Source organism: Methylobacterium sp. EM32 (assembly GCF_040593685.1).
In the GTDB taxonomy this organism is placed as follows: Bacteria; Pseudomonadota; Alphaproteobacteria; order Rhizobiales; family Beijerinckiaceae; genus Methylobacterium.
On the sequence record NZ_JBEXZS010000201.1, the window covers coordinates 25,248 to 49,244 of the forward strand.

The 23,997-nt window shown below is 70.4% G+C and carries 22 protein-coding genes and 1 pseudogene; 6 read left to right on the forward strand and 17 right to left on the reverse strand.

The window, feature by feature from the left end; genetic code table 11:
- Positions 1–149 precede the first annotated feature (149 nt).
- From ABZT49_RS26855 to ABZT49_RS26870, 4 genes are all read right to left on the reverse strand, one after another.
- Positions 150–1,022: a hypothetical protein gene (locus ABZT49_RS26855; protein ID WP_331297027.1), complete on the reverse strand. Its 873-nt coding sequence runs from the start codon at positions 1,020–1,022 to the stop codon at positions 150–152.
- Between the two features lie 4 nt (positions 1,023–1,026).
- A complete protein-coding gene (locus ABZT49_RS26860; RefSeq protein ID WP_331297028.1) occupies positions 1,027–1,539 on the reverse strand; it encodes a hypothetical protein in 513 nt (170 codons plus the stop codon).
- A 240-nt stretch (positions 1,540–1,779) separates the two neighbouring features.
- Positions 1,780–2,529, reverse strand: a complete 750-nt coding sequence (locus tag ABZT49_RS26865; RefSeq protein ID WP_331297129.1) for a DUF4396 domain-containing protein — start codon at positions 2,527–2,529, stop codon at positions 1,780–1,782.
- Positions 2,526–3,236, reverse strand: coding sequence for a MauE/DoxX family redox-associated membrane protein (locus ABZT49_RS26870; protein ID WP_407943578.1), 711 nt, complete (start codon positions 3,234–3,236; stop codon positions 2,526–2,528). Before ABZT49_RS26870 ends, ABZT49_RS26865 begins: the two co-directional genes overlap by 4 nt.
- A 101-nt stretch (positions 3,237–3,337) precedes the next feature.
- On the opposite strand from ABZT49_RS26870, the gene ABZT49_RS26875 reads away from it, so the two are divergent.
- Positions 3,338–3,757, forward strand: coding sequence for a MerR family transcriptional regulator (locus tag ABZT49_RS26875; protein WP_331297030.1), 420 nt, complete (start codon positions 3,338–3,340; stop codon positions 3,755–3,757).
- Positions 3,758–3,778: 21 nt separating this feature from the next.
- Here ABZT49_RS26875 and ABZT49_RS26880 read toward each other — a convergent pair whose 3' ends face one another.
- From ABZT49_RS26880 to ABZT49_RS26910, 7 genes are all read right to left on the reverse strand, one after another.
- Positions 3,779–4,180 carry a DUF305 domain-containing protein gene (locus ABZT49_RS26880; RefSeq protein ID WP_331297031.1) on the reverse strand — a complete coding sequence of 134 codons (402 nt, stop codon included), beginning with the start codon at positions 4,178–4,180 and terminating at the stop codon, positions 3,779–3,781.
- An 88-nt stretch (positions 4,181–4,268) separates the two neighbouring features.
- The gene (locus ABZT49_RS26885) at positions 4,269–4,517 is read right to left on the reverse strand and encodes a hypothetical protein (RefSeq protein ID WP_331297032.1); all 249 of its coding nucleotides are present in this window, start codon (positions 4,515–4,517) and stop codon (positions 4,269–4,271) included.
- 151 nt (positions 4,518–4,668) lie between these two features.
- On the reverse strand, positions 4,669–5,034 hold the full coding sequence (locus ABZT49_RS26890; RefSeq protein WP_331297033.1) for a hypothetical protein: 366 nt from the start codon (positions 5,032–5,034) through the stop codon (positions 4,669–4,671).
- 21 nt (positions 5,035–5,055) lie between these two features.
- On the reverse strand, positions 5,056–8,205 hold the full coding sequence (locus ABZT49_RS26895) for an efflux RND transporter permease subunit (protein WP_331297034.1): 3,150 nt from the start codon (positions 8,203–8,205) through the stop codon (positions 5,056–5,058).
- A 13-nt stretch (positions 8,206–8,218) separates the two neighbouring features.
- Positions 8,219–9,958, reverse strand: a complete 1,740-nt coding sequence (locus ABZT49_RS26900) for an efflux RND transporter periplasmic adaptor subunit (RefSeq protein ID WP_331297035.1) — start codon at positions 9,956–9,958, stop codon at positions 8,219–8,221.
- Between the two features lie 89 nt (positions 9,959–10,047).
- Positions 10,048–10,509 (reverse strand): hypothetical protein, encoded by a 462-nt coding sequence (locus ABZT49_RS26905; protein WP_331297036.1) that lies wholly within the window; start codon positions 10,507–10,509, stop codon positions 10,048–10,050.
- Between the two features lie 92 nt (positions 10,510–10,601).
- The gene (locus tag ABZT49_RS26910; RefSeq protein ID WP_331297037.1) at positions 10,602–10,814 is read right to left on the reverse strand and encodes a heavy-metal-associated domain-containing protein; all 213 of its coding nucleotides are present in this window, start codon (positions 10,812–10,814) and stop codon (positions 10,602–10,604) included.
- A 256-nt stretch (positions 10,815–11,070) separates the two neighbouring features.
- Between ABZT49_RS26910 and ABZT49_RS26915 the strand changes: the two are divergent.
- A pseudogene (locus ABZT49_RS26915) lies at positions 11,071–11,718 on the forward strand (sulfite exporter TauE/SafE family protein); the annotation flags it as partial.
- A gap of 16 nt (positions 11,719–11,734) precedes the next feature.
- Here the strand turns inward: ABZT49_RS26915 and ABZT49_RS26920 are convergent.
- The 5 genes from ABZT49_RS26920 to ABZT49_RS26940 form a co-directional block, all read right to left on the reverse strand.
- Positions 11,735–12,211 (reverse strand): DUF411 domain-containing protein, encoded by a 477-nt coding sequence (locus ABZT49_RS26920; RefSeq protein ID WP_331297038.1) that lies wholly within the window; start codon positions 12,209–12,211, stop codon positions 11,735–11,737.
- A gap of 20 nt (positions 12,212–12,231) precedes the next feature.
- On the reverse strand, positions 12,232–15,393 hold the full coding sequence (locus ABZT49_RS26925; RefSeq protein ID WP_331297039.1) for a CusA/CzcA family heavy metal efflux RND transporter: 3,162 nt from the start codon (positions 15,391–15,393) through the stop codon (positions 12,232–12,234).
- On the reverse strand, positions 15,390–16,913 hold the full coding sequence (locus ABZT49_RS26930; protein ID WP_331297040.1) for an efflux RND transporter periplasmic adaptor subunit: 1,524 nt from the start codon (positions 16,911–16,913) through the stop codon (positions 15,390–15,392). The genes ABZT49_RS26925 and ABZT49_RS26930 overlap by 4 nt, the downstream gene beginning before the upstream one ends.
- The gene (locus tag ABZT49_RS26935; RefSeq protein WP_331297041.1) at positions 16,910–17,314 is read right to left on the reverse strand and encodes a FixH family protein; all 405 of its coding nucleotides are present in this window, start codon (positions 17,312–17,314) and stop codon (positions 16,910–16,912) included. The genes ABZT49_RS26930 and ABZT49_RS26935 overlap by 4 nt, the downstream gene beginning before the upstream one ends.
- Before the next feature lie 81 nt (positions 17,315–17,395).
- Positions 17,396–17,791: a hypothetical protein gene (locus ABZT49_RS26940; protein WP_331297042.1), complete on the reverse strand. Its 396-nt coding sequence runs from the start codon at positions 17,789–17,791 to the stop codon at positions 17,396–17,398.
- 566 nt (positions 17,792–18,357) lie between these two features.
- Here ABZT49_RS26940 and ABZT49_RS26945 point away from each other — a divergent pair.
- The gene (locus ABZT49_RS26945) at positions 18,358–19,131 is read left to right on the forward strand and encodes a hypothetical protein (RefSeq protein WP_331297043.1); all 774 of its coding nucleotides are present in this window, start codon (positions 18,358–18,360) and stop codon (positions 19,129–19,131) included.
- 180 nt (positions 19,132–19,311) lie between these two features.
- Here ABZT49_RS26945 and ABZT49_RS26950 read toward each other — a convergent pair whose 3' ends face one another.
- Positions 19,312–21,444 (reverse strand): heavy metal translocating P-type ATPase, encoded by a 2,133-nt coding sequence (locus ABZT49_RS26950; RefSeq protein ID WP_331297044.1) that lies wholly within the window; start codon positions 21,442–21,444, stop codon positions 19,312–19,314.
- Positions 21,445–21,508: 64 nt separating this feature from the next.
- Between ABZT49_RS26950 and ABZT49_RS26955 the strand changes: the two genes are divergently transcribed.
- From ABZT49_RS26955 to ABZT49_RS26965, 3 genes are read left to right on the forward strand one after another with little or no spacing between them, the layout of a single operon-like run.
- The gene (locus tag ABZT49_RS26955; RefSeq protein WP_331297045.1) at positions 21,509–21,931 is read left to right on the forward strand and encodes a helix-turn-helix domain-containing protein; all 423 of its coding nucleotides are present in this window, start codon (positions 21,509–21,511) and stop codon (positions 21,929–21,931) included.
- Positions 21,918–22,670 (forward strand): response regulator transcription factor, encoded by a 753-nt coding sequence (locus ABZT49_RS26960; RefSeq protein ID WP_331297046.1) that lies wholly within the window; start codon positions 21,918–21,920, stop codon positions 22,668–22,670. Before ABZT49_RS26955 ends, ABZT49_RS26960 begins: the two co-directional genes overlap by 14 nt.
- Positions 22,667–23,995, forward strand: coding sequence for an ATP-binding protein (locus ABZT49_RS26965; RefSeq protein ID WP_331297047.1), 1,329 nt, complete (start codon positions 22,667–22,669; stop codon positions 23,993–23,995). The genes ABZT49_RS26960 and ABZT49_RS26965 overlap by 4 nt, the downstream gene beginning before the upstream one ends.
- Positions 23,996–23,997: the final 2 nt, after the last annotated feature.

Genomic DNA, 23,997 nt, shown 5'->3' on the forward strand with positions numbered 1-23,997 from the left:
GCGCCGAGATCGGGGCGAGTTCCTCGGAAGGCGCGCACAGCCCGAGATCTCGCTAAGCCTGCTCTCTCTCTCTCTGAACTCCGCCCTATCGACATCTGCCCAGGCTTCGGCCCGCGCGAGAGCACAGCCGTTCCGGCATTTAAGACACCTTAGACCGGACGCTTCGAGTTCGTGACGTAGTTCCGGCCCTGGAGCGGCGAGCGGTAGTAGTCCTCGTCGAGGAACTTCAGGAGCGCCTTCAGCTCGGCCTTCGCGCCGGGCAGCGCCACGGCGTCCCGGCCGTTCGCCCGGACCGTCCGGACCTCGATCCCGAATTCTCCCGCCGCCCTCTGGATCTCGGCCGAACTGACGGCCGCGAGGATTCCGTTCCGGCCGATCAGCGTCACCTTCTTTCGGACCCAGGTATCCGCCATCGCGACGAAGGCTTCCTCGTCGGCGACGTGGATGCCGTCGGTGCGCGCGAAGGCACGCAACTCGGGTACGGTCGCCTCGGCGAAGTAAGCGCTCAAGTCGAGCACCTGTCGGATGGCGTGGAAGCTGAGGAACCTCAGGCTGGTCCCGACAAGCATCGCGGCGAGACGGTCGTCGAGGGTCAGGCCGACCTCGTCGACCCTCCGGTAGGTGTCGGCGGAATGCAGCAGGGTGAAGCCGGTCGGGGAGATGATCCGGCGCCGGTTAAAGCTCTGGATTAGCACGACCCGCTCGCCGTGGTCGGTCCGGTAGCCCGCGAACAGCGCCCTGACAGCGTCGAACGCCGCCGGGTCCGGCGGGATCTCCGGGATGCCGAGGGGGTTCTCGACGGCCTCGTGGAGGTTGTCGACGTCGGCGTAACCCGCAATTACGAGGCACTCCCCATCGTCGGGGGTGTAGGCGCCGTCGAACGCATGCTCCTCTCCCGTCGCGGCGACGAAATCGGCCTCCTGCCGCCGAAAGAGCGTCCCGACCTCGTCTTGGATATGCCGGGAGAGGGGGATGCGCAGGATGCGCCGGTTCGGCCCCTGGGTGAGCGCAAAGAGGTTCATTGCCTCAGACAATCTCCAGCAGCATCGAGCCGGAGATCCGCTTGACGGTCCTCACGTGCCTCGGGTCCAGCAGATCCCGCTGCGTGATGAGAGTGTACACCACGCCGTTGGCGGTCTCGGCCTTGTAGAAACGGTATCCCAGCACACGCAGCACCGGGTTGGGAAGGATGGAACTCGACATCCACAAGGCCGCGCCGACGAGCGCTAGGATGGCCAGCACGACCCCGACCGTGATGTCTGCCGCCTTGCCGATGAAGGGGATAAAGTAGGTCACGATGACGCCGAGCATCAACGCGTCGTTCGCCTCGACCTTCTTGAGGCTGATCGGGAAGGTCTCGCCGTTCCACCTGAGCGCGTCGACGATGTACCGGATGAGGAGGATGCCGGCGCAACCCGCCAGCGCGTACCACAAGGCGTCCCATGTTGGCCCGCGGTCCCATAGCCGCGCGAGCGCCACGCTGATCAGCGAGGGCGACAGCGCGGACACGAACATCACCGTCTTGAGGGCATTTCTCATCCCGCGCGCTTCGCCTGCAACCCCGTCGGGACCAACGTCGCGCATCCCGATGCGCGAGAACAAACCGTGAATATATAACGGTGGGCGTTGGGGGGCAACACCGAGTGCGGAGCTCCGGCTTGGGATGGTCCCTTGCCGATGGCTGTCGCATCCTAGCACGGAACAGGGGAACCACGGGGATGGAAGGACACCGGGACGAGAGCGTGACGCCCGTATCGCGCCGGACCGGTCGGCCGTCCCTTACATCCGCTCCTTAACGTCGGCGCTCACGAGCCACCAGTTGACCGGGTAGCTTGTCAGGAACCCCGCCATCATGGCGACCTGCATGGCGAACCAGAACTCGAGCGAGTTCACCGGGGCCGCCTGTCCCGCGAGGGCCGGGTAGATCCTGAACTGCACGAGCGCCATGAGGCCGTACATGCCGACCTGCCAGGCAACGAGCGACAGGGTGTCCGCCTTCACCGCAGCGACCAATCCCTTGCCCGGCGGGAGCCCCCGCATCGGCACGATGGCGTAATACTGGAACACGATGCCGAGCGCGTAGGCGAGGACGAAGTCCAGCACCCAGACCGCGTACATCTTCTCCTCGAACAGAGAGTGCCAGCCGAACCAGACGGCCACCCCCGGCACGATGAAGGCAAGCCACTCGGCGACGACGTCGCCCAGCATGCAGCCGCTGCCGCAGTGGAGCGCGCCCTTGCCGACCATCACGGGGAACGGCGTTCCGGTCATGTTCGGAGGCTTCTCGCCCAGCGCCTTCGCATGGTGATGCGCCTCCATCGTCGCGAGCCGGCCGTAGCGGTGGTAGGCCCAGACCACGGCGACCGTCCCGAACAGGGCGCTGACCGGCCAGACCGCGTTCATCACCGTCATGTGCTGCGGGCGTCGCACCACCTGCACCGACAGCAGCAGCGAGCAGGCCGCCCCCAGGAGCAGGGACAGCGCTGCGAGGGCGTGGAGCCAGCCCGGGGCGGCGAAGGCGGCGCTCAGTGGTGCACCGCCAGCATCCAGACGGCCATGGCGACCATCATCACGTTCTCGGTGAGCGACACGAAGCCGAGCGGCACCTTGCTCGACCCGCCGACGCAGGCGCACTTGATGTCGCGCTTGTCGACGTAGACCGCCTTGAACACCGAGACCGCCCCGACCGTGCCGATGAATAGGGCCACTGGGATCGAGATCCAGTTCAGGGCCCCCGCCACCATCAGGACGCCGGCGATGCCCTCCAGGAACGGGTAGGCGTAGGCGTAGCGCACCCAGCGCTGCCCGAGCAGGTCGTAGCCCAGGAACATCGACGAGAAAGTCTCGACATCCTGCAATTTCAGGAGCGCGAGTACGCACATGCTGAAGGCGATGAACCACTCCGCCGCCCGCATGGTCAGCGGGGTGCCGAACACGGCGTAGCTCGCCGCCAGGGCCATCAGGGCCGTCATCGAGAATACCGCGACGACGGGCCTGTAGGTTGTGGCGTTCGGGTCGTTGGCGGCCTTGCCGAAGTGGCGACGGAGGTCGTCGAATCCCCCGACCCGCTCGCCGTTGATGAAGGTCTGGGGCGTGGTCTTGACCCCGTGCTCGGCCTTGAACCGGTCGGTCTCCTCCCGCGTGGTCAGCAGGTGGTCCTCGACCTGGAAGCCCTCGCGTTCAAGGAGGTCCTTGGCCTTGAGCCCGTAAGGGCAGGTGTGCTCGGGGGTGGCCATCCGATAAAGGGAGGCCCGCTTGGATTGGACGGTGGAAGCCATTGGTGCAGCTTTCTTTCCCGGTGTGGTCTTCAGGCTGCCCGTGATATAGGGTCCGTACCATGGTACGGAGTCAAGGCATGCCCGGCATGACCATCGCGGCCCTGGCCCGGGAGGGCGGCGTCGGGGTCGAGACGGTGCGCTACTACCAGCGCCGCGGCCTGCTGGAGACGCCGGAACGGGGCGGCCCCGGGCTCGGCGGCATTCGGCGCTATGGCAACGACGACGTACGACGCCTCCGCTTCATCCGCTCCGCCCAGGCCGCCGGGTTCACGCTGGAGCAGATCGCCGAGCTCATCGAGCTCGACGCCACGGACGACCGCTCCCGGGCCCGGGAGCTCGCCCGGGAGCGCTTGGCGGCGCTGGACGCCCGCATCGCGGAACTGCAGGCCGCCCGGAGCGCGCTCGCGCGACTGGAGCGCGCGTGCGGCACCGGCGCGGCCGGCCCTTGCCCGATCATCGAGGCGTTCGAGCACCCCTAGCCCGCGGGCGGGCGCCAGGCGTCACTTGCCGTTGTTCTTGAGCCAGGCCTCCATCTCGGAGATCTCCTTCTCCTGGTCGTCGACGATCTTCTGCGCCATCGCCTTGGTGGCCGGGTCCTTGGCGTGCTTGAGCGCCACCTTGGCCATCGCCACCGCGCCCTTGTGATGCGGGATCATGTGCGTGCGGAAGTCGACGTCGGGGTTCCCGGTGTAGGCGACGTCCATGTCCTTCATCATGGCCATGTCCGCGGCCTTGAAGTCCTTGGTCGACGCGTTGTCCTTTGGGTCCGGCTTCATCGAGCTCATCGAGCCCATGTCCATGCCCGGCTTGGAGCCGTGGTCGTGCGTGGCCTGGGCCGAGGCCGACCCGGCCATGCCGAGGCCGAGGACGGTGGCGAGTGCGATCTTACCGATGATGTTCATGACCGTTTCCATTGTTCGTGACATCGTTTCGTCGAGGCGCCCGGCGGCGGGGTGCCGGCGGGCGCCCAAGCGGATCGCCCGCGGCGGGTCAGCGGCTGCCTGCGCCCGTCGACGAACCGTCCTTGCGATGCCCGGCGTCATGGCCGGCATGGCCGTCGGAGCGTGCCGAAGCGGCATCGCCCGGGCGGATGTCGTGGGCCGGACCGCCCGAGGTGTTGCCGCGGCTCGGCGTCGGCTGCGTCTGCTGCTCGGCGTTCGCGTTGCCCTGGTCGTCCGCGAAGGCCGGCGCCGCCGTCCCGAGGGCGATCAGCATGGCGGCGAGGGTCATGGTCTTCATGGGTCTGGCTCCTTGGTATCTTGGGTTTGGTCGGTCCGGCGAAGCGTCGCGCTTCGTCGCCGATGGCTTCGGCAGGGGGCGTTCCCCTGCATCCCTGGTCGGGATTGCGTCATCCGCTCGCGACCGTGACGGCGGCGGGCGGGGAAGGGTCTCAGTTGAACTTGCCGCTGGCGGTGGCGCCGTCCGGGCCGGTGAGCTGCACGGCGCCCTTCGGGCTCGCACCAAGGGCGGTCGCGGCCTTGCCGGTGAGGCGGTTGCCGTCGGCCGGCTCCAGCGGCACGCGGGCCGGCTTGCCGTCGACGACGAGGATGGCGGCGCCCTTGAAACCCGCGGCGGGGACCGGCTTCTGGCCCGCGTCGGACAGGAACACGTCCACGGTCTCGCCCTTGGCGACGAGTTCGACGTGGAACTTGCCGGCGTCGGTCACCCGCCCGCCGTGCTGGCCGGAGGTCTCGTGGGCGCACACGGTCGTCGTGGCCAGCAGGCCGGCGACCAGGGTCATTCTGGGTAGGATCACGCTCTCGTCTCCTCTGGGGGGTCAGTAGGCCTCGGCCGGGCGCGGGCGCGCGCCGTCCGGGGATGGGTGGGCCGGCGCCTCGGCGTGGAGGGCGCGCAGCCGCTCAAGCGGCTTGCGACCGAAGCGCAGGAACAGGACGGGGGTCAGGAAGGTGTCGAGCAGCGTCGCGCTGACCAAGCCGCCGAAGATCGTCACCGCGACCGGGTGCAGGATCTCCTTGCCCGGGCTCGCGGCGTCGTAGAGCAGCGGCACCAGCGCCACGCCGGCCGAGAGCGCGGTCATCAGCACCGGGGTCAGCCGCTCCAGGCTGCCGCGAACCACGAGGTCGGGCCCGAACGGCACCCCCTCGTGCAGCGAAAGGTTTAGGTAGTGGCTGATCTTCAGGATGCCGTTGCGCGCGGCGATGCCGGTCAAGGTGATGAAGCCGATCATCGACGCCACCGAGAGCGGCTGGCCCACGAGCCACAGCGCGGCCACCGAGCCGATCAGCGCCAGTGGCACGTTGCCCATGATGATGAGGGCGAGCGCGGCCGAACGGTAGCGGCTGTAGAGGATGGCGAAGACGAGTGCCAAGGACAGCGCGGAGAGCGCCCCAATGGTCCGGCTCGCCTCCTCCTGCGCCTGGAAGGTGCCCTCCAGGCTGGTGAAGAAGCCCGGAGGCATCGGCTCCTTCGCCACGGCCTCGCGGATGGCCGCCACGACGGTGGCCATGTCGCTCTCGCCGTTGGTGTTGGCCTGGACGACGATGCGGCGCCGCGCGTTCTCGCGCAGGATCTGGTTCGGCCCGTCGGTCTCGCGGATGTCGGCGACCTGCTTCGCCGGCACCCAGCCCGAGGGCGTCTCCAGCAGCAGGTCGCCGAGGCCCGCCGTCGTCCGGCGGTTCTCGGAGAGGCGCAGCACCACGTCGAAGCGGCGCACACCGTCGACGACGGTGGAGACGACCCGCCCGTTCGAGAGGCGGCTGATCTGCTCGACGATTGCGGCCGGCTGGACGCCGTAGAGGGCCGCCCGGGTGTAGTCGACCCGCACCTCAAGCTGCGGGATACGCACCTGCCGCTCGACCTGAAGGTCGACGAGGCCCGAAATCGAGGCCATCCGGTCGCGCAGGGAGTTGGCCACCCGGCGCAGGGCGTCGAGGTCCTCGCCGAACACCTTGAGCGCGATCTCGGCTCGCACGCCCGAGAGCATGTGGTCGAGCCGGTGCGAAATGGGCTGGCCGACGTTGACCGCCACCGGCAGCGCCGCGAGGCGCCCGCGGATGTCGGCGACGAGCGCCTCCTTCGGTCGCTTCACGCCTTCGTCGAGCGCCACCTCAATCTCGGAGGAGTGGACGCCCTCGGCGTGCTCGTCGAGCTCGGCCCGGCCGGTGCGGCGGCCGACCGCCTTCACGCCCGGGATGTCTAGCAGCAGTTTTTCCGCGATCAGCCCGACCCGGTTGCTCTCGGCGAGCGAGATGCCCGGGTTGAAGGTCACGTTGACCGTGAACGAGCCCTCGTTGAAGGGCGGCAGGAAGGCCCGGGGCAGGTTCCACGCGGCGACGCCGGCCGCGACCACCGCGACTGCGACCGTCCCGACGAGCAGGCCCTTGCGCCGGAAGGCGACCCGCAGCAGGGCGGCGTTGCCCCGCTTGAGCAGCTTGAGGAAGCGGCTGTCGTGCTCCTCCAGGTTCCTGAGGCCCGGCAGCAGCAGCGAGGCCAGCACCGGGGTCAGGGTGATGGAGGTGAGCAGGCTCGCCAGGATCGAGATGATGTAGGCCTGCCCCAGCGGGGCGAAGAGCCGGCCCTCGATGCCGGATAGGGCGAACAGCGGCACGAACACCAGGATGATGATCAGCGTCGCGTAGACAATGCCGGAGCGCACCTCGTTCGAGGCCTCCACCACCACCTGGAACACGCTCTTCGGGTTGCCGGCCCGCCGGTTCTCGCCGAGCCGCCGGTAGATGTTCTCGACGTCCACCACCGCGTCGTCGACGAGCTCGCCGATGGCGATGGCGAGGCCGCCCAGCGTCATGGTGTTGATGGACAGCCCGAACAGGTGGAACACCACCGCGGTGGTCAGCACCGAGACCGGGATGGCCAGGAGCGAGATGGCCGTGGTGCGCACGTTCAGCAGGAAGGCGAACAGCACCACCGCCACCACCAGCACGGCCTCGACGAGGACGCGCTCGACGTTGCGGATCGAGGTCTCGATGAAGTCGGCCTGCCGGAACAGGACCTGGTCGGCCTTGATGCCGCCGGGCAGGTTCGGGTTGAGCTCCTTCAGCGCCGCCTCGATGCCGCGGGTGAGCCGCACCGTGTCGACGTCGGGCTGCTTCTCGACAGAGACGATGACCGCGGGCTTGGCCATGTATCCAGCGTCGCCGCGCTTCACCCGAGCCGCGAAGGACACCTCGGCGACCTGGCGCAGGTGGACAGGCGTATCGCTGACCGTCGCGACCACGAGGTTGCGCAGGTCGTCGAGGCTCATGGTCCGGCCGATGTTCCGGATCAGGTACTCGCGGGAGTGCTGGTCGGTGAAGCCGCCGCCAGCGTTCGTGCCGAACTGCGCGAGCGCCGTCTCAAGCTGCGCATTCGTCACCCCAAGTGAGCGCATGGCAGCCGGATTGGGGCTGACCCGGAACTGGCGCACCTCGCCCCCGATGGGGATGACCTGCGCCACCCCCGGGATGGTCAGCAGCCGCGGACGGATGGTGAAGTCCGCGACCTCGCGCACCTGCATCGGGCTCGCGGTCTCGCTAGTGACCGCCACCAGCAGGATCTGGCCCATGATGGAGGAGATCGGCCCCATCACCGGGGTCACGCCGCGGGGGAGCTGGTCCTGCACCAGGGCGAGGCGCTCCGCGACCTGCTGCCGATTCCGATAGATGTCGGTGCCCCAGTCGAAGTCGACGTAGGTGATGGACAGGCCCACGCCCGAGACCGAGCGCACGCGGGTCACCCCCGGAAGCCCGTTCATCCGGGTCTCGATGGGGTAGGTGACGAGTTGCTCGACTTCCTGGGGCGCGTAGCCCTCCGCCTCCGTCATGATGGTGACGGTCGGCTTGTTGAGGTCCGGGAAGACGTCGACCGGCAGCTTGGTCGCGGTGAAGGCGCCGTAGAGCACCAGCACCGTGGCCATGGCCAGGACGAGCAGGCGGTTGCGGACCGACTGGCTGACGAGGAACGTGAACATCGGGGCGGCCTCCTCAGCGGACCTGGTCGAGGAGTTCGGCGCCCTGGGTCACGACCCGCTTGCCGGGCCCGATCCCCTCGGCGACCAGCACGCGGCCGCCGTCGAGTGGCTCGACCCGCACCGGCCGCGCCTCGAAGCGCTCGGCGGTGGTGTGCTCGTAGACGACGTCCTGCCCGTTGCCGGTGCGCACGACGGCGGCGCGTGGCAGCGCGAGGCCAGCCTGCTCGGTGTCGGTACCCGCGAGCACGGTGACGAACTGGCCGACCCGCAGGCCGGCGGCGTCGCCCTGGATCGCGAACTGGACCGGGATGGCCTGGTTGCGGTCGGCGAGCCCCGTGCCCTGGTAGGCGAGCCTCAGGGTGCGCCCGTCCGCGAGCCGCGCCGTGGCGTCCTGCGCCGCCGTCAGGGCATCAAAGCTCAGCGCCTCGACCCAGAAGCGGTTCGGGTCGACGATCTGGAAGACCATGGCGCCTGGCGCCGCCATCTGGCCGGCGACCGCGGTCGCCTGCGCCACGACCCCGTCCACCGGCGAGACGAGGGTCTCGGGCTGCTGCCGGGCCTTGTCGAGGGCCGCGCGGCGGTCGTGCAGGCCGTTGAGCTCCGCGACCGCGTCGTCGAGCTGCGTCGCGGCGACGGCGCCGGAGGTGGCGAGCTTGCGGTAGCGGTCGACCCGGCGCTCGACGATGGCGATCTGCTGGTCGAGCTCGCCCTGCCGCTGGCGCATGTCGGAGACGTCGACGGCCTGGACCGGCGGCGTGACGGTGGCCAGCACGTCACCCTTGCGCACCTTGGTGCCGAGGCGCGGGAACAGCCCGGAGGGTGGCGGCGAGAGGCGGCCGCCGACCGAGGACTGCACGACGCCGCTGGCGTTCGGGTCCGGGATGATGCGCCCCGGGAGTTCGACCGAGCGGTGGAAGCTGCCCTGCTCCGTCATGGTGGTCCGCAGGACCAGCAGGCGCTGCGTCGGCTTAGGCACGAACACGGAGCCGTCGGGCAGGCGTTGGGCAAGGTCCGACGATGACGGGGCGGCGGGGCGCGGCTCGATCAGGGCGGCCCCCTGCACGGGCGCGCCATGATCCTCGTCGCCGTGGGCGAAGGCGGCGGTCCCGAGGACAAGGGTGATGCCGATGGCAACGAGTGCCACGGCCGGCGCGCCTCGCCGACCGCGCGCCAGCGCCGTCACGAGCACGCCGAGCAGGAAGGCTACGGCGACCGCGGCCACCAGGGTCGGGTCCTTGGCCGTCAGCCGCTCCCTGACGACCTGGGCGACCTCTGACACGCGCGCCAGGGCGGCCTGCGCCGGTGCCGGCTTGGCAGGCGTGGCAGCGGCGTTGCCGGCTGGATCGGGCACGGTGACCGCAACCGTGAGCACGTCGACCGCGTCGCCGGCGGTGACGGTCGCGACGAGCTCGTGACGGCCGGGTTTCGACAACCACGGCGCCGATAGGGCGTAGCCGCCTTCGGACGCGGCCGTGGCGGTCCGGGGGCCCTCGGGCGTCTCGACCTCGATGGTGGCGCCCGGGACGGGCTCGTTCGTCCGGAAGCGGTCCAGGTAGAGCGTCAGGGTGGCGTCGCGCGGGATGGCGACGAGCTCGAAGGCGTCCGACAGGGCCTCGCCGCGGGGGGCGATGGTCTTCGAGACGGGGGGCGGGGCCGCGCCGTGGTCGTGCCCGCCATGGGCATGCGCGGGCCCCGCCAGCACGGCGGCAAGCAACGCCACCGCGCCGAGGGCGGCGGCAAATCGGGTGGACATGAACAGGAATCCTCGCGTCGGGGATGCCGGACGCGCGCCGCCGTTCGCGGACGCAATCCGGGTGTCGCGCGCCTCAGGCGCGCCTCATCTCACGCGAGGGTTCGTGGGGGCTCGGGCAGGGCCTCGGGGCCGGTGCCGACGCGGCTGGAAACGTCGCGCGGGATCAGCGCGACGGTCCGGAACAGGGCCGGCGACAGGGCATACGGGCCGGACAGGATGCCGGTGGCGCAGCAGGCCATCGGTCCGCAGCAGCGGGTCTTGCAGGGCCCGGGGCAGCAGCCGCCTTCCCTGTCCGCCTCGATGCGTGCCGGCTCGACGGCCGCGAGCGCGATCTTGAGCGAGGCGGACGCCTCGGACCGGACCGCCGGCTTGGCGGGCGTGGTCGCGACGGCCGAAGCCGGCGCAGGGGCCGCCTCCGGCTGCGCCGCGGCCACGTAATGACCGTGGTGGGCGTGCCCCTCGTGGGCCTGGACGGCGGACGGCGCGACGTAGGCGATGATCGCGAGGATCACCGCCGCCATCAGGCGCACGATTTGCCGGTCGGGGCTCATGGGGCCTGGCTTACACCGTTTCGGGTGGCGGGACTATGTCCGCAGTCGGGACGTGGATGCCTCTGCGCGGTTTTGGTTGCCGAAACGGCGCTTCAAGCCGCTGCGAGCATCGGTTCCGCGGGGAAGCCCGCGGCGGCGATGGCCTGGGCGATGCGTTCGGCCGGGCCGGCGGCGCCGGACACGGTCACCAGCTTGGCCCCCAGGTCCACCTCGACCCGGGCGTTCGGCTCAATGCCGAGGACGGCGCGGTTCACGGACTTGGCGCAGCCGCCGCAGCCCACCTTGTCGACCTTGTAGCGGAACATGACGCTCTTCCTCTGGTGGCGTCCTCTTCAGATGGGGCTTCCCATGATGGGAAGGTCAAGGGCTCGAACGCGCCGGGCAGTTATTGGCACCTGCGCCCTACCTGACTTAGGACCTGATCGTATGCGCTAGTCGCGGTCCTGCCGGGCGCACCGCCTGTCCGGGAGGAGCGCCGTGGTCGAAGGTGGAGCAACGGCCCTGTCGGTCGGGCTGGTCTCAGCCGTCTATGCCATGGCCGGCTAGGCCGGCGGCACCGCGTTCCTCGCCGTCATGGCCTTCGCCGCCTTCCCGCCCGCGGAGATCCGCCCTACCGCCCTGGCACTCAACGTCGTTGCGGCCGGCTACGCCACCTGGCGCCTGCATGCCGCAAAGGCCATCGACTGGCCGCTCCTGCGCCGGCTCGCAGTGCCCTCTCTCCCGGCCGCACTCCTCGAAAGCTCCGTGGTGCTCGGCGGCCGAACCTACCTGATGCTGACGGGGTCCCTGCTCCTGCTGGCTGCGGTCCTTCTGCTGGCGCGGTCGAGGCTGGATGCCGCGCAAGGGCCAGAGGTCGATCGCGGGCATGCGGCAGCCATAGGGGCGGTCACCGGCTTCCTTTCCGGCCTGACGGGCGTGGGCGGGGGTGTGTTCCTGGCCCCGCTGCTGATCGGCCTTGGCTGGACGTCTCCGCGGCGTGCGGCTGGCCTGTCCGCGCCCTTCATCCTCGTTAATTCGGCGGTGGCCTTGGCAGGCGTAACCATGGCCGGCCAGAGCATGGCGCACGGGACGGCCCTCTATGCCCTGTTCGCCCTTGCCGGTGCGGTCGCCGGCACGGCGGTCGGCCTGCGCTGGATTTCCCAGGCCGCCACCCGCTACCTTATTGCCGGCATACTCGCCCTGGCGGGAACGCGCCTGATCCTGGCATGAGCGGCACGTTCGCGCTTCACGCCGGAACGCCGCCGCGGTAGCGCGCGAAGGCGCTCCGGCCTCCCGGTCCGAACAGGGTGACCTCGTAGGTGTCGGGCTCCATGCCCTCGACCTCCATGCCGGGCGAGCCGGCCGGCATGCCGGGAACCGCCAGACCCGTTCCCCGGGGCTTCTCCGCGAGCAGGCGCTTGATCGCACCGGCCGGGACGTGACCTTCGACGACGTAGCCGCCGACCTGGGCTGTGTGGCATGAGGCGAGGTCTCGCGGCACCCCGAGGCGCGCCTTGACCGGGTTCACGTGACCCTCGGTTGCCGTCACCGTGAAGCCGGCCTCGCGCAAGTGGGTCACCCACTTCTCGCAGCAGCCGCAGCTCGGGTCCTTTGTCACCGCGACCTCGGGAAGCTCCGTGGCGAGAGCCCGCGACCCCACGGCCATTCCCGCCGCCAGACCCATGAGCATGGTCCGGCGAGATGGTATCCTGTCAGCCTTCATCGTTCGCTCCTGTCAATTTCTCATTCGGCCGCCAGAGGCGTCCGCGCGGTCGCGTCGGCCACCGTGGCCGTCGGCGGCAGCCCGCGACCCTTCACCAGGGCGTAGACCGCCGGGATCACGACCAGCGTCAACACCGTCGAGGAGACCATGCCGCCGATCATGGGCACCGCGATCCGCTGCATGACCTCGGAGCCGGCACCCGTGCTCCAGAGGATCGGGACGAGCCCGGCCATGATGGCGACGACCGTCATCATCTTCGGGCGGACCCGCTCGACCGCGCCGACCATGATTGCCCGCCGCAGGTCCTCGCGTGCGAAGTGTCGGCCCTCCCGGTCGCACCCGGCCCGCACCTCGTCGAGGGCGTGGTCGAGGTAGACCAGCATGATCACGCCGGTCTCCGCGGCGACGCCGGCGAGCGCGATGAAGCCCACCGCCACCGCGACCGACAGGTTGAACCCGAGCCACCAGAGCAGCCAGACCCCGCCGACCAGGGCGAAGGGCAGCGACAGCATCACGATGAGCGTCTCGGTCAGGCGCCGGAAGTTGAGGTAGAGCAGCAGGAACACGATCAGCAGCGTCAGCGGCACCACGACCGCCAAGCGCGCCTCGGCCCGCTCCAGGTACTCGTACTGCCCGCTCCACTGCAGGGTCGTGCCCTGCGGCAGCCGCACCGCGTCGGCCACGGCCCGGCGCGCCTCGGCCACGTAGCCGCCGAGGTCCCGCCCGGCGATGTCGACGAAGAGGTAGACCGCGAGCTGCCCGTTCTCCGTGCGGATCGAGGTCGGCCCCCGGGTCAGCTCGACCTTGGCCACCTCGCGCAGGGGGACCGTACCGCCGGCCGGCAGCGGCACCTGCACCTCGTCGGCGATGGCCCTGGGGTCCGAGCGGAAGGCGCGCGGGTAGCGCACGTTCACGGTGTAGCGCTCGCGGCCCTCGACCGTGTTCGTCACGGACTGCCCACCCAAGGCCGTCGCGACCACGTCCTGCACGTCCCCGACCATCAGGCCGTAGCGCCCGAGCGCCTCGCGGTCCGGAGCGATGTCGAGGAAGTAGCCGCCGATCACCCGCTCGGCGTAGGCGCTCGACGTGCCGGGCACAGCCCGGACCACCGCCTCCACCTGGCGGGCGACCTCCTCCATCTGCTTCAGGTCGGTGCCCAGCACCTTCACCCCGACCGGCGTGCGGATGCCGGTCGAGAGCATGTCGATGCGGGCGCGGATCGGCTGCGTCCAGGCATTCGAGACGCCGGGGAACTGCAGGGCCGCATCCATCTCGGCCTTGAGGCTGGCGAGGGTCACGCCCGGGCGCCACTCCGCCTTCGGCTTCAGCGCGATGACCGTCTCGAACATCTCCATCGGCGCCGGATCGGTCGCGGTATTGGCTCGCCCCGCCTTGCCGTAGACCGAGGCCACCTCCGGGAAGCCCTTTATGATGCGGTCCTGGGTGGCGAGGAGTTCGCCCGCCTTCGTCACCGAGATCCCCGGCAGGGTCGTCGGCATGTAGAGGAGTGTCCCCTCGTCGAGCTCCGGCATGAATTCGGAGCCGAGTTGCCGGGCCGGCCACGCGGTTGCGGCCAGCACGCCGACGGCGAACAGGATGGTGAGCACCCGGGCCCGCAGCACGCCGGCGATGAGCGGCCGGTACATCCAGATGAGGAGCCGGTTCAGGGGGTTGCGGTGCTCGGGCACGATGCGCCCGCGCACGAACAGCACCATCAGGGCCGGCACCAGGGTGACCGACAGGAGCGCCGCCGCCGCCATGGCGAAGGTCTTGGTGAAGGCGAGCGGCCCGAACAGCCGCCCCTCCTGGCTCTCCAGGGTGAAGATCGGCAGAAACGAGACCGTGATGACGAGGAGCGAGAAGAACAGCGACGGGCCGACCTCGCTTGCCGCCTCGACCAGCACCTCGACACGCGGCTTGTCCGGCGGCGCCCGCTCCAGGTGCTTGTGGGCGTTCTCGATCATGACGATGGCGGCGTCGACCATGGCGCCGACCGCGATGGCGATGCCGCCCAGGCTCATGATGTTGGCCCCGATTCCGAGCGCCCTCATGCCCGCCAAGGCCATCAGGATGCCGACCGGCAGCATCAGGATGGCCACCAGGGCGCTCCGCACGTGGAGCAGGAAGACGATGCAGACGAGCGAGACGACGAGGCTCTCCTCGACGAGCGTGCCCTTGAGCGTCTCGATGGCCGCCTCGATGAGCTGCGAGCGGTCGTAGACCGGAAGGATGTCGGTGCCCGCCGGCAGGCTCTTGGCGACCTCCACGAGCTTTGCCTTCACCCCCTCGATCACGTTGAGGGCGTTCGCCCCGAACCGCTGGAGCACGATGCCCCCGGCGACCTCGCCCTCGCCATTCATTTCGGTGATGCCGCGCCGCTCGTCCGGCCCAAGCTCGACCCGGGCCACGTCCCGGACCCGGAGCGGCGTGCCGCCCGCGGTCTTCAGCACGATGTTCTCGATGTCGGCGACGCTCCTCAGGTAGCCGCGCCCTCGCACCATGAACTCGAACTCGGAGAGCTCGACCGTGCGGCCGCCGACGTCGGCGTTGCTCGCCCGGATGGCGTCCCGGAGCTTGTTCAGGCTTATGCCCTGGGCTCGCAGGCGGTTCGGGTCGACGACGACGTTGTACTGCTTGACGAAGCCGCCGACGCCGGCGACCTCGGCCACCCCCTCGGCGCGCGAGGCCCCGAACCGGACCACCCAGTCCTGCAGCGAGCGGAGTTCGGCGAGCGTCCGCTCACGTGCGACCACCACGTACTGGTAGACCCAGCCCACCCCCGTGGCGTCGGGGCCTAGCGTCGGCGTCACGCCGGCCGGCAGCCGGCTCGCGGCGCCGTTGAGGTACTCCAGCACCCGCGAGCGGCCCCAGTAGGGGTCGGTGCCGTCCTCGAAGATCACGTAGACGAACGAGACGCCGAAGAAAGAGAAGCCGCGCACCACCTTCGCCTTCGGCACCGTCAGCATGGCGGTGGTCAGCGGGTAGGTGACCTGGTCCTCGACGACCTGCGGCGCCTGGCCCGGGTACTCGGTGTAGACGATGGCCTGCACGTCCGAGAGGTCGGGGATGGCGTCGAGCGGCAGGGTCCTGAGCGCCAGGACGCCTGAGCCGACCGCGAACACGGTCCCGACGAGCACCAGGACGAGGTTGCGGGCCGACCAGCCGATGAGGCGCGCGATCACGGCGTGCCTCCGGTGCTCGAAGCCTGCCGGTCGTCTTTCGGGGCGGTCATGGACTGGAGCGCCGCCTTCAGGTTGCTCTCGGCGTCGATCAGGAAGTTCGCCGCCGTGACCACCCGGTCGCCGGCCGTGACGCCCTCGCGCACCTCGACGTAGCCGCCGCCGCGCACGCCGACCTTCACCTCCTTCGGCTCGAAGCGGCCCTCGCCGCGGTCGAGCAAGACCACCTGGCGCTCGCCCGTGTCGATGACCGCGTCATCCGGCACCGCCACCACCGGCGCCGGGGCACCCGTCGCGATCTCGACGTCGGCGTACATGTCAGGGAGCAGCGTGCCGTCCGTGTTCGGCAGTTCGACGCGCACCCGCGTCGCCCGGGTCTCGGGGTTCACCTGCGGGTAGACGACCGCCACCTTGCCGGAGAAGGTCCGCCCCGGCGCCGAGCGCAGGCGTACGGTCACGGGTTGGCCCACGCGGACCCCTACGAGATCGCGCTCCGGCACGTCGGCCAGTACCCACATCACGGAAATGTCGCCGATCCGGAACAGGGTGTCGCCGGCCGCGGCCTTCATGCCCTCGACGGCAGTCCGCTGCAGGACGAGGCCGTCGCGGGGCGAGGACCACGTGATGGCCATCGGCACCTTCCGGGTGCGCTCCATCTCGTCGATGACGGCTTCCGAGACGTTCAGGTTCTGCAGGCGTCGCCTGGCCCCGTCGAAGCCCGGGTTGGCGATGAGCTGGGCCGCGGCCGCGTTGATCTCGGGCGAGTAGACGTGGACCAGGGGCTGGCCCTTGCGGAGCCGGTCGCCGGTGGTGACGTTCTCGACGTGGTCGACGTAGGCGTCCGAGCGCGTCGCCACGACGGTCACGCGACGCTCGTCGAGCGCGACCGTGCCGGGCACCCGCACCGGCTGGGAGACGACCCGCCGCTCGGCCGCCGCCGTGCGCACGCCGGTGCGCTGGACCTTGGCGGGCGAGACGGCCACGACGCCGCCCTCGTCCTCGCCTTCGTAGACGGGGATGTAATCCATCCCCATCGAGTCCTTCTTGGGCACCGGCGATGTGTCCGGCAACCCCATCGGGTTGCGGTAGTAGAGGACCCGTCGGGCGCCGCCGGCCGCTTTGTCGTGCTCCATGCCGTTCCCGGCCATGTCGACGGACATGGCCTCAGGGTCATCGGCGTCGAAGCGAACGTCCTCGCTCGCGTGGACCGCCCGGAACTCGCGCCCGTCCCCGGTCACCATCGGCGAGGCCGAGTAGACCGGCTTCCCGTCCGGATCCCGGTAGTAGACCACCGGCCCGATTGGGACCGGAACCTGGGGTGCTGGCCCCTGCCTGCCTGGACGGGCGTCCGGCATCCAGTGCGCGAAGCCGGACCGCGCCCGCTCGACAACCGCAGGCACGAGCTCGAACCCGACCCGTTCGACGAGCGCCGGCACAGGAATGCCCCCGTGTCCCGCCCAATAGCCGAGGCCCCCCGCCGCGAGCGCGGCGAGGGTCCCGGCGAGCCATGCCGGGCGGGTCATTTCGCGGCCTGAAGGATCAGCTTGTCCTCGACCGTGCCGGTCTCGCCCTGGACCTTCGCCGCCAGCGACAGGCGCCAACGGCCGTGCATCGAGAGCTTGGCCTTGAAACGGTAGACGCCCGGCTCGGTCGAGGGGACCTGCTCGACCTTGGTGGCCATCTCCTCCATGGCGTCGGGGGCCATGTCGAGGCGCTTGGCGAAGACCACGGCGTCGGGCACCGGCTTGCCGCTGCGCTTGTCGACGAGCCGGACGGCGATGACGGTCTCGCCGACCTTCGCCTCCTGCTGCACGAGCTCGAAGCGGTAGTCCTTGACGTCGGCGAGCGCAGGCAGGGCCGGTGCCGACACGGCGGCGCCGAGCAGCACGGCCGCGAGGGCGCGCGCGAATGAATTCTTGGTCACGGGTGATGTCTCCTGAACGCGATTGCGGGCCGCACGCGGGCGCGCGGCATCGTGCCGGCGCTCACGCCGGCGGCATCGGGTTCAGGCCCGGGGAGGCTCGGAAGGGGGTGCCTGCGCCAGGCTCGCGAACGAGGCGTCGCCGCCCCAGCCAACCTCGGCCGCGTTCGAGACGGGCACCGGCAGGCCGGCGCCCGTCGGCAGGCCGGGTACGACCTTGGCCAGGCAGAGCGCCATCAGCGGGCAGGCCTTGGAGCAGTCGGGCATGGCCGGCTTCTCGTCGGGGCAGCAGGGCATGTCGTCCATGGCCATCCCGGCCATGTCGTCCGCACCCATTCCGCTCATGACGTGATGGCCGGCGGTCACGGACATCGAGGCACGCATCCCCACGGCGGCCGCGGAAGCAGTCACCGGCGCGAGGGCAAGGCTGAGGACCGCCAGGAGCGGGAGCAGCCGCCGGAGGGCGAGCCAGAACGTCATGGGTCGACGATGCCAAATTCCGGGCCGGCACGGAAGGCCGTCCCAACCCTTTCCGGACTGCCCGGGTGCCAGGCCATGCTCGTATGGGGCCTCCGATGGTGAGAAGGTCAAGGGCCGAAACGCGGTGCCGGGGGAGCGTCAGCTAACCGCAGGGCGGCCATGAACCGCGGCGTCCGCTCTCCCTACGATGCACCGTTTCGAAGATGAACCCTGGGCCGAAACCTCCAAACCGAGCCCTATCCGATTCTTGCGGCGGGCGTGTTCCCGATAGGTTTGAAAGCGACGTGATGCCACCATAGAAACTATAAAAGAGCACCGCAGACCTTCACGGGCAGGTCTTCCCCTATGCCGGGAAGATCCATGTGCTGTGGCCGGCACAGCTTGAACGATCTTGAAACGTTAACAACATGTTCAGAAAAGAGTGAAGGCGGCGCCCCCTTACGGAGACCCGCCTTCTGATCTTGTCCACGGGAGGGGTCCAAGGTAGATCAACTGGGATCTCCAGGGACAACCTGTCCGCAGCTCACGGTCCAACAACTACCGGGGCGCGCCGAAAGTTGCAAGCCGTGAACGCCCCCGACGACGCCTCCCTCGTAAAAATTCTCGCCGCCGTTCAGGTCCATCGGATCGAGCGGTACATGCCGGCCGCCGGCGGCGACCACGGCGCCGCCTTCGGCTTCTATCTCTGGAACAACGCCCTTTCGGAAGCCTTCCACCCGTCGCTGCACTACGCCGAGGTGATCTGCCGGAACGCCGTCCACAGGGCGTTGCTCTTTCGGGCGAAGGAGCGGTGGTACGAGGATGGCCTCTTCCTAAAAATCCTCGACCCACGCTTCGCACGCGAGTTGCGGGATGCCGTGGACGACGAGCGCTCGCAGCACGGCGACGCTCTTACCTGTCATCACGTGGTTTCCGCGCTGACCTTCGGGTTCTGGGAGCACCTGACCACGAAGCGGTTCGAGCGGTACCTCTGGCCCAGAGGCATCCGCTTCAGCTTCCCCGGCACCCCGAACGGCAAGACCCGCGAAGACCTGCACGGCCTGATCGAGAGCGTCCGGAGGTGGCGCAACCGCATCGCGCATCACCGGGCCATCTTCGACAAGGGACCGACCAAGCACCACGCCGACGCGCTGGACCTGATCCGCTGGTGCTGCCCGACGACGGCGCAGTGGGTGACCTCCGTGTCCCGGGTGGCCGCCATTATCAACGAGCGGCCGGACGCGGGCGCCGGTCCCGCCGGTGCAGACGCCGGCAACCCGGCACAGGCCGGGCCGGATGCTGGCACATTGCCGAACGCCGAGGCGGGGGCGCGGCCTGCCTCGGCGTCGCCCGGTCGCTGATCCTCGCCTAACGGCGGCTCGGCAACGCCGTCTGGCGCCAGGGCGGACCGTGGTCGCTTGCTGCGCGGTGCCGCCACGAACGAGTGCCCCTGCCTAGAACGTGGCGCAGCTACACCCCGGCCGACCGCGGCGTGCTCGCCGTCCCTCCGAACGGCGCTCCCGACCGTAGGAAGCTCAAGCCTAGCCGAGCCTCAAGCCCAGCAGCCGCAGCGCGTTCGCCGTCACCAGCACGGTGGCGCCGGTATCGGCGAGGATGGCCGGCCAGAGCCCCGTCACGCCCAGGACCGTCGTGACCAGGAATACAGCCTTCAAACCGAGGGCGATGGCGATGTTGGTTCTGATGTTGGCGAGCGTCCGGCGCGAGAGTTCGACCATGCGTCCCACGTCGGCGACGCGCCCGTGCAGGACCGCGGCGTCGGCCGTCTCCAACGCGACGTCCGTACCTCCGCCCATCGCGATCCCGACGTCGGCGGCCGCGAGCGCCGGGGCGTCGTTGATGCCGTCGCCCACCTTCGCGACCACCGCGCCACCGGCCTGGAGCTCGCGCACGATCCGCTGCTTGTCCTCCGGCAGGAGCTCGGCCCGGGCCTTGATGCCGAGCGCGCCGGCCACCGCCTGGGCGGTGCGCGCGTTGTCGCCGGTGAGCATGACGGCGCCGACTCCCGCAGCGGCCAGACGGTCGACTCCGGCCCTCGCGTCGGCCCGCGCCTCGTCCCGCATGGCGAGCAGTCCGGCCAGGGCGCCGTTCACCACAAGGGCGGCCACGGTCTTGCCCTCGGCGTTCAGGGCGGAGACTCGCGCCTCCTGCTCCGGGGAGAACGCGGAGCGGACCGCGGCTTCCCGCGGCGAGCCGAGGAACAGGTCGAGTCCACCCACCTTGCCGGCGACGCCCTTGCCGCCCAGCGCCGTCGCCCCGAACGCCGGAGGCACGGGCGCCCCGGCCTCGGCGGCCTTGGCAAGCACGGCCCGGGCGAGCGGGTGCGAGGAGCCGCTCTCCAGCGCGCCGGCCAGCGAGAGCACGTCCCGCTCGGGCCGGCCGAACGTGACAACGTCCGTCACGACCGGCTTGCCCTCGGTCAGGGTGCCGGTCTTATCGAAGGCCACCGTCGTCACCGTGGCCAGCCGCTCCAGGACGGCACCGCCCTTGATGAGCAGGCCCCGGCGCGCGCCCGCCGAGAGACCGGCCGCGATGGCCGCAGGCGTCGAGATGACCAGTGCGCAGGGGCAGCCGATCAGGAGGATGGCGAGCCCTTTGTAGACCCACTCGCCCCAGGAAGCGCCGGCGACGAGCGGCGGAGCCACAGCGACGAGGGCGGCCACTGCCACCACGGCCGGGGTGTAGATCTTCGAGAATCGGTCGATCAGGCGCTCGGTCGGGGCCTTGGCCTCCTGCGCCTCCTCGACCAGCCGCACGACGCGGGCGATGGTGTTGTCCCGCGCGGCCGCGGTCACCCGCAGCCGCAGGGCGCCGTCCCCGTTGATGGTCCCGGCGAAGACCGCGTCACCCACCGCCTTGCGCCTCGGCAGGCTCTCGCCGGTGACGGGCGCCTCGTCGACCGCGCTCTCGCCATCGACCACGGTGCCGTCGGCCGGGAGTCGGTCGCCGGGCCTGACCAGCACGGTCGAACCAACTCGCAGGCTTGCGGCCGGGACCTGCTCCGTCGTCCCCTCGCCCTCCAGCAGGGCCGTGTCCGGCACCAGCCCGGTAAGCCCGCGGATGCTCGCCCGGGCCCGTCCCGCGGCGACCCCCTCCAGCACCTCGCCGACCAGGAACAGGAAGACGACGGTCGCGGCCTCCTCGGTCGCCCCGATGAGGGTCGCGCCCACCGCGGCAATCGTCATCAGCATTTCAATGGAGAACGGCGTGCCGTGCCGGGTCGCGGACAGGGCGCGCCGAGCAATCGGCATCAGGCCGACCGCCATGGCGGCGAGAAAGGCCCAGCGTTCGGTCTCCGGAGCGGCGTGCCCGACGGCATAGGCCAGCACCAGGGCCGCGCCGCAGGCGAACGCCAGCAGGGCCTTCGGCGTCCGCCACCAGGGTACGTCGACGATCTTTTCCGGCGCCGCGGCGTCCGGGTCCTCCGCGCCGTAGCCGAGCCCGCGCACCGTCGCGGCGATGACCCCGGCGTCCGACCCGGGGCCGTGCAGGACAGTAAGCATCCCCGTCGACACCGACACCTCGACCCGCTCAATGCTTGGCAGCCGGCGCACTGCGGTCTCGACCTTGGCGGCGCACGAGGCGCAATCCATGCCCGACACACGCAGGCGCGTAGGATCCCTCTCCGTCCGTTCCAGGGTCGCAGCGTTGCTCATCGTCGGGCCTTCCGCATCTCTCCGAAGGACCCTACTTCCTCTAGCGACTAGAGGAGCAAGCGCCATGAAGGCACTCAGCATCGGGGAAGTCTCGCGACGGACCGCCGTCAAAGTGCCGACCGTGCGGTTCTACGAGGAGCGGGGCCTGCTTCCGAAGCCAGGGCGCACAGATGGCAACCGGCGTACATACGGCGAGGCCGACGTTCGACGCCTCCGCTTCATCCGGCACGCGCGCGAGCTCGGCTTCGAGATCGAGGATATCCGGGCGCTGCTCGATCTGGCAGGGCAGCCGGAACGCCCCTGCGCCGAGGCCGACGCCATCGCGCGCAAGCACCTCGCCGACATCGACGACCGGATCGCACGCCTGACCGGCCTGCGGGAAGAGGTACGGGCGATGGTCGAGCAGTGCTCCGGCGGCCACGTCCGGGAGTGCCGCATCATCGAGGTCCTGGCCGACCACGGCGAGTGCCTGCATGACCGGCACTGACAGGGACGGGCCGATGGTGGACGCCGATACCGCCCACGTGCTCCTCGTCGAGGACGACGACGGCATGCGCATGCTCGTCACGCGCGTTCTGCGCGAGAGCGGCTACCGGGTGACGGGTTGCCGGAGCGGCGCAGAGATGTGGCCGATCCTGATCGCAGGCGCGGTCGACCTCGTGTTGCTCGACGTGATGCTGCCCGGCGCCTCGGGGCTCGACCTGCTCAAGGCGCTCCGGGCCAAGGGTAGCGTCCCCGTCATCATGCTCAGCGCCCGAAACGAGGAAGCGGACCGGGTTCTCGGGCTGGAACTCGGCGCCGACGACTACGTCGCCAAGCCGTTCGGCCGCCCGGAGCTCCTGGCCCGCGTCAGGGCGGTGCTACGGCGCTCGGCCATCGCGCCGGCAGCGGTCGCAGCGGCACGTCCCGAGGCCCTCGCCTTCGGCGGCTGGCGGCTCGACCTGCGCAGCCGGGCCCTGACCGACCCGGAGGGCGCCGTCGTCGACCTGTCCGGCGCCGAGCACGACCTGCTCATCGTCTTCCTGGAGCATCCCGGGCGCGTCCTCGGTCGCGAGCAGATCCTGGAGATGAGCCGCGGGCGGCTCGCCGCGCCCTCCGACCGCAGCGTCGATACCCTAGTCAGCCGCCTGCGCCGCAAGCTCGAACCGCCCGAGGGCACGGCGCCCGTCATCAAGACGGTGCGCGGATCCGGCTATATGCTGGCGGCGAAGGTCGAACGGGCATGAAGGGGGTCGTCGGCCTCGCCCGGAGCCTGGAGGGACGCACGGTCGCGGTCCTGCTGCTCGCCGTCCTCGCCGTCCATGGCGGTGCGCTCGCGCTCTACCGCCGGTCGGCCGCGGCGGCGGCGGACACGGCCTTCGCCAGCGAGGTCGCCCGGCAACTCGTCCTGGCACGCGAGGCGGTCCTGCGCAGGCCGACGGAGGCGCGGGACCCGGAGGCGAAGGCCTTGTCGTCGAACCATTTCGAGATCGGCTGGGCCTTGGATGCGCCGACCGGCAAGGGCACGGACCCGGCCTTGAGGGCCTTCCGCGACCAAGTGCTCGACCTCGAACCGGTTCTCGGCCAAGGCCTCGCCCTCAATCTGGACGCTCCCGACCAGCCGTTCCATCGGCAGGACCTGCGCGGGGCACTGACGCTCCCAGACGGGAGCTTCCTGACCTTCCGGTCGGCCCATTCGCCGGAATCGACCCACCGCGCTCCCTGGGCGCTCATGGCGACGGGCATGGCCATCCTAGTCGGGGCGGCCGCCGTCCTCCTCATGCACCGGATCGCGGGGCCGCTGCGCGAACTGACGCGAGCCACGAAACGGATCGGCCACGGCACCGTCGTGCGGGTCCCCGAGATCGGGCCCGACGAGACGCGCGGGATCGGCGAGGCGCTCAACGCCATGCAGGAGCGCATCCACGCCCTCGTCGCCGAGCGCACCCAGGCGCTGGCGGCCGTCTCCCACGACCTGCGCACGCCCATCGCCCGCCTTCGCCTGCGCCTCGACAGAGTCGAGGCCGGGGCGGAGCGACAAGGCATGGCCGCCGATCTCGACGAGATGCAGGCGATGGTCGACGCGACGCTCGCCTACCTGCGCGGCGACGCCGACCCGGAGCCGCGACAAGTGACGAACGTGGCCAGCCTGTCGATGGGCATCGCCGACGCCTCGACGGACGCGGGCCGCGACGTCGAATACGCGGGGCCCAGGCGTGCCGTTGCGACCGTTCGACCCGTAGCCTTCCGGCGCGCCTTGGAGAATCTCGTCGACAACGGGGTGCGTTACGGCGCGCGGGCGCGCATCGGCATGGAGTTCGAGGGGGCCACGCTGGCGTTGCGGGTCGACGACGATGGCCCCGGCATCCCGCCGGAGGACGTCGCCCGCGCCTTCGAGCCTTTCACCCGGCTCGAAGGCTCCCGCAACCGCAACACGGGCGGGACCGGCCTCGGGCTGACCATCGCCAAGCGCGCCATCGAGGCCGAGGGTGGCACGCTCACCCTCGCCAATCGTCCCGATGGCGGTCTGAGGGTCGAGATCCGACTGCCGCGGACCGACGTCGGCGGCTGACA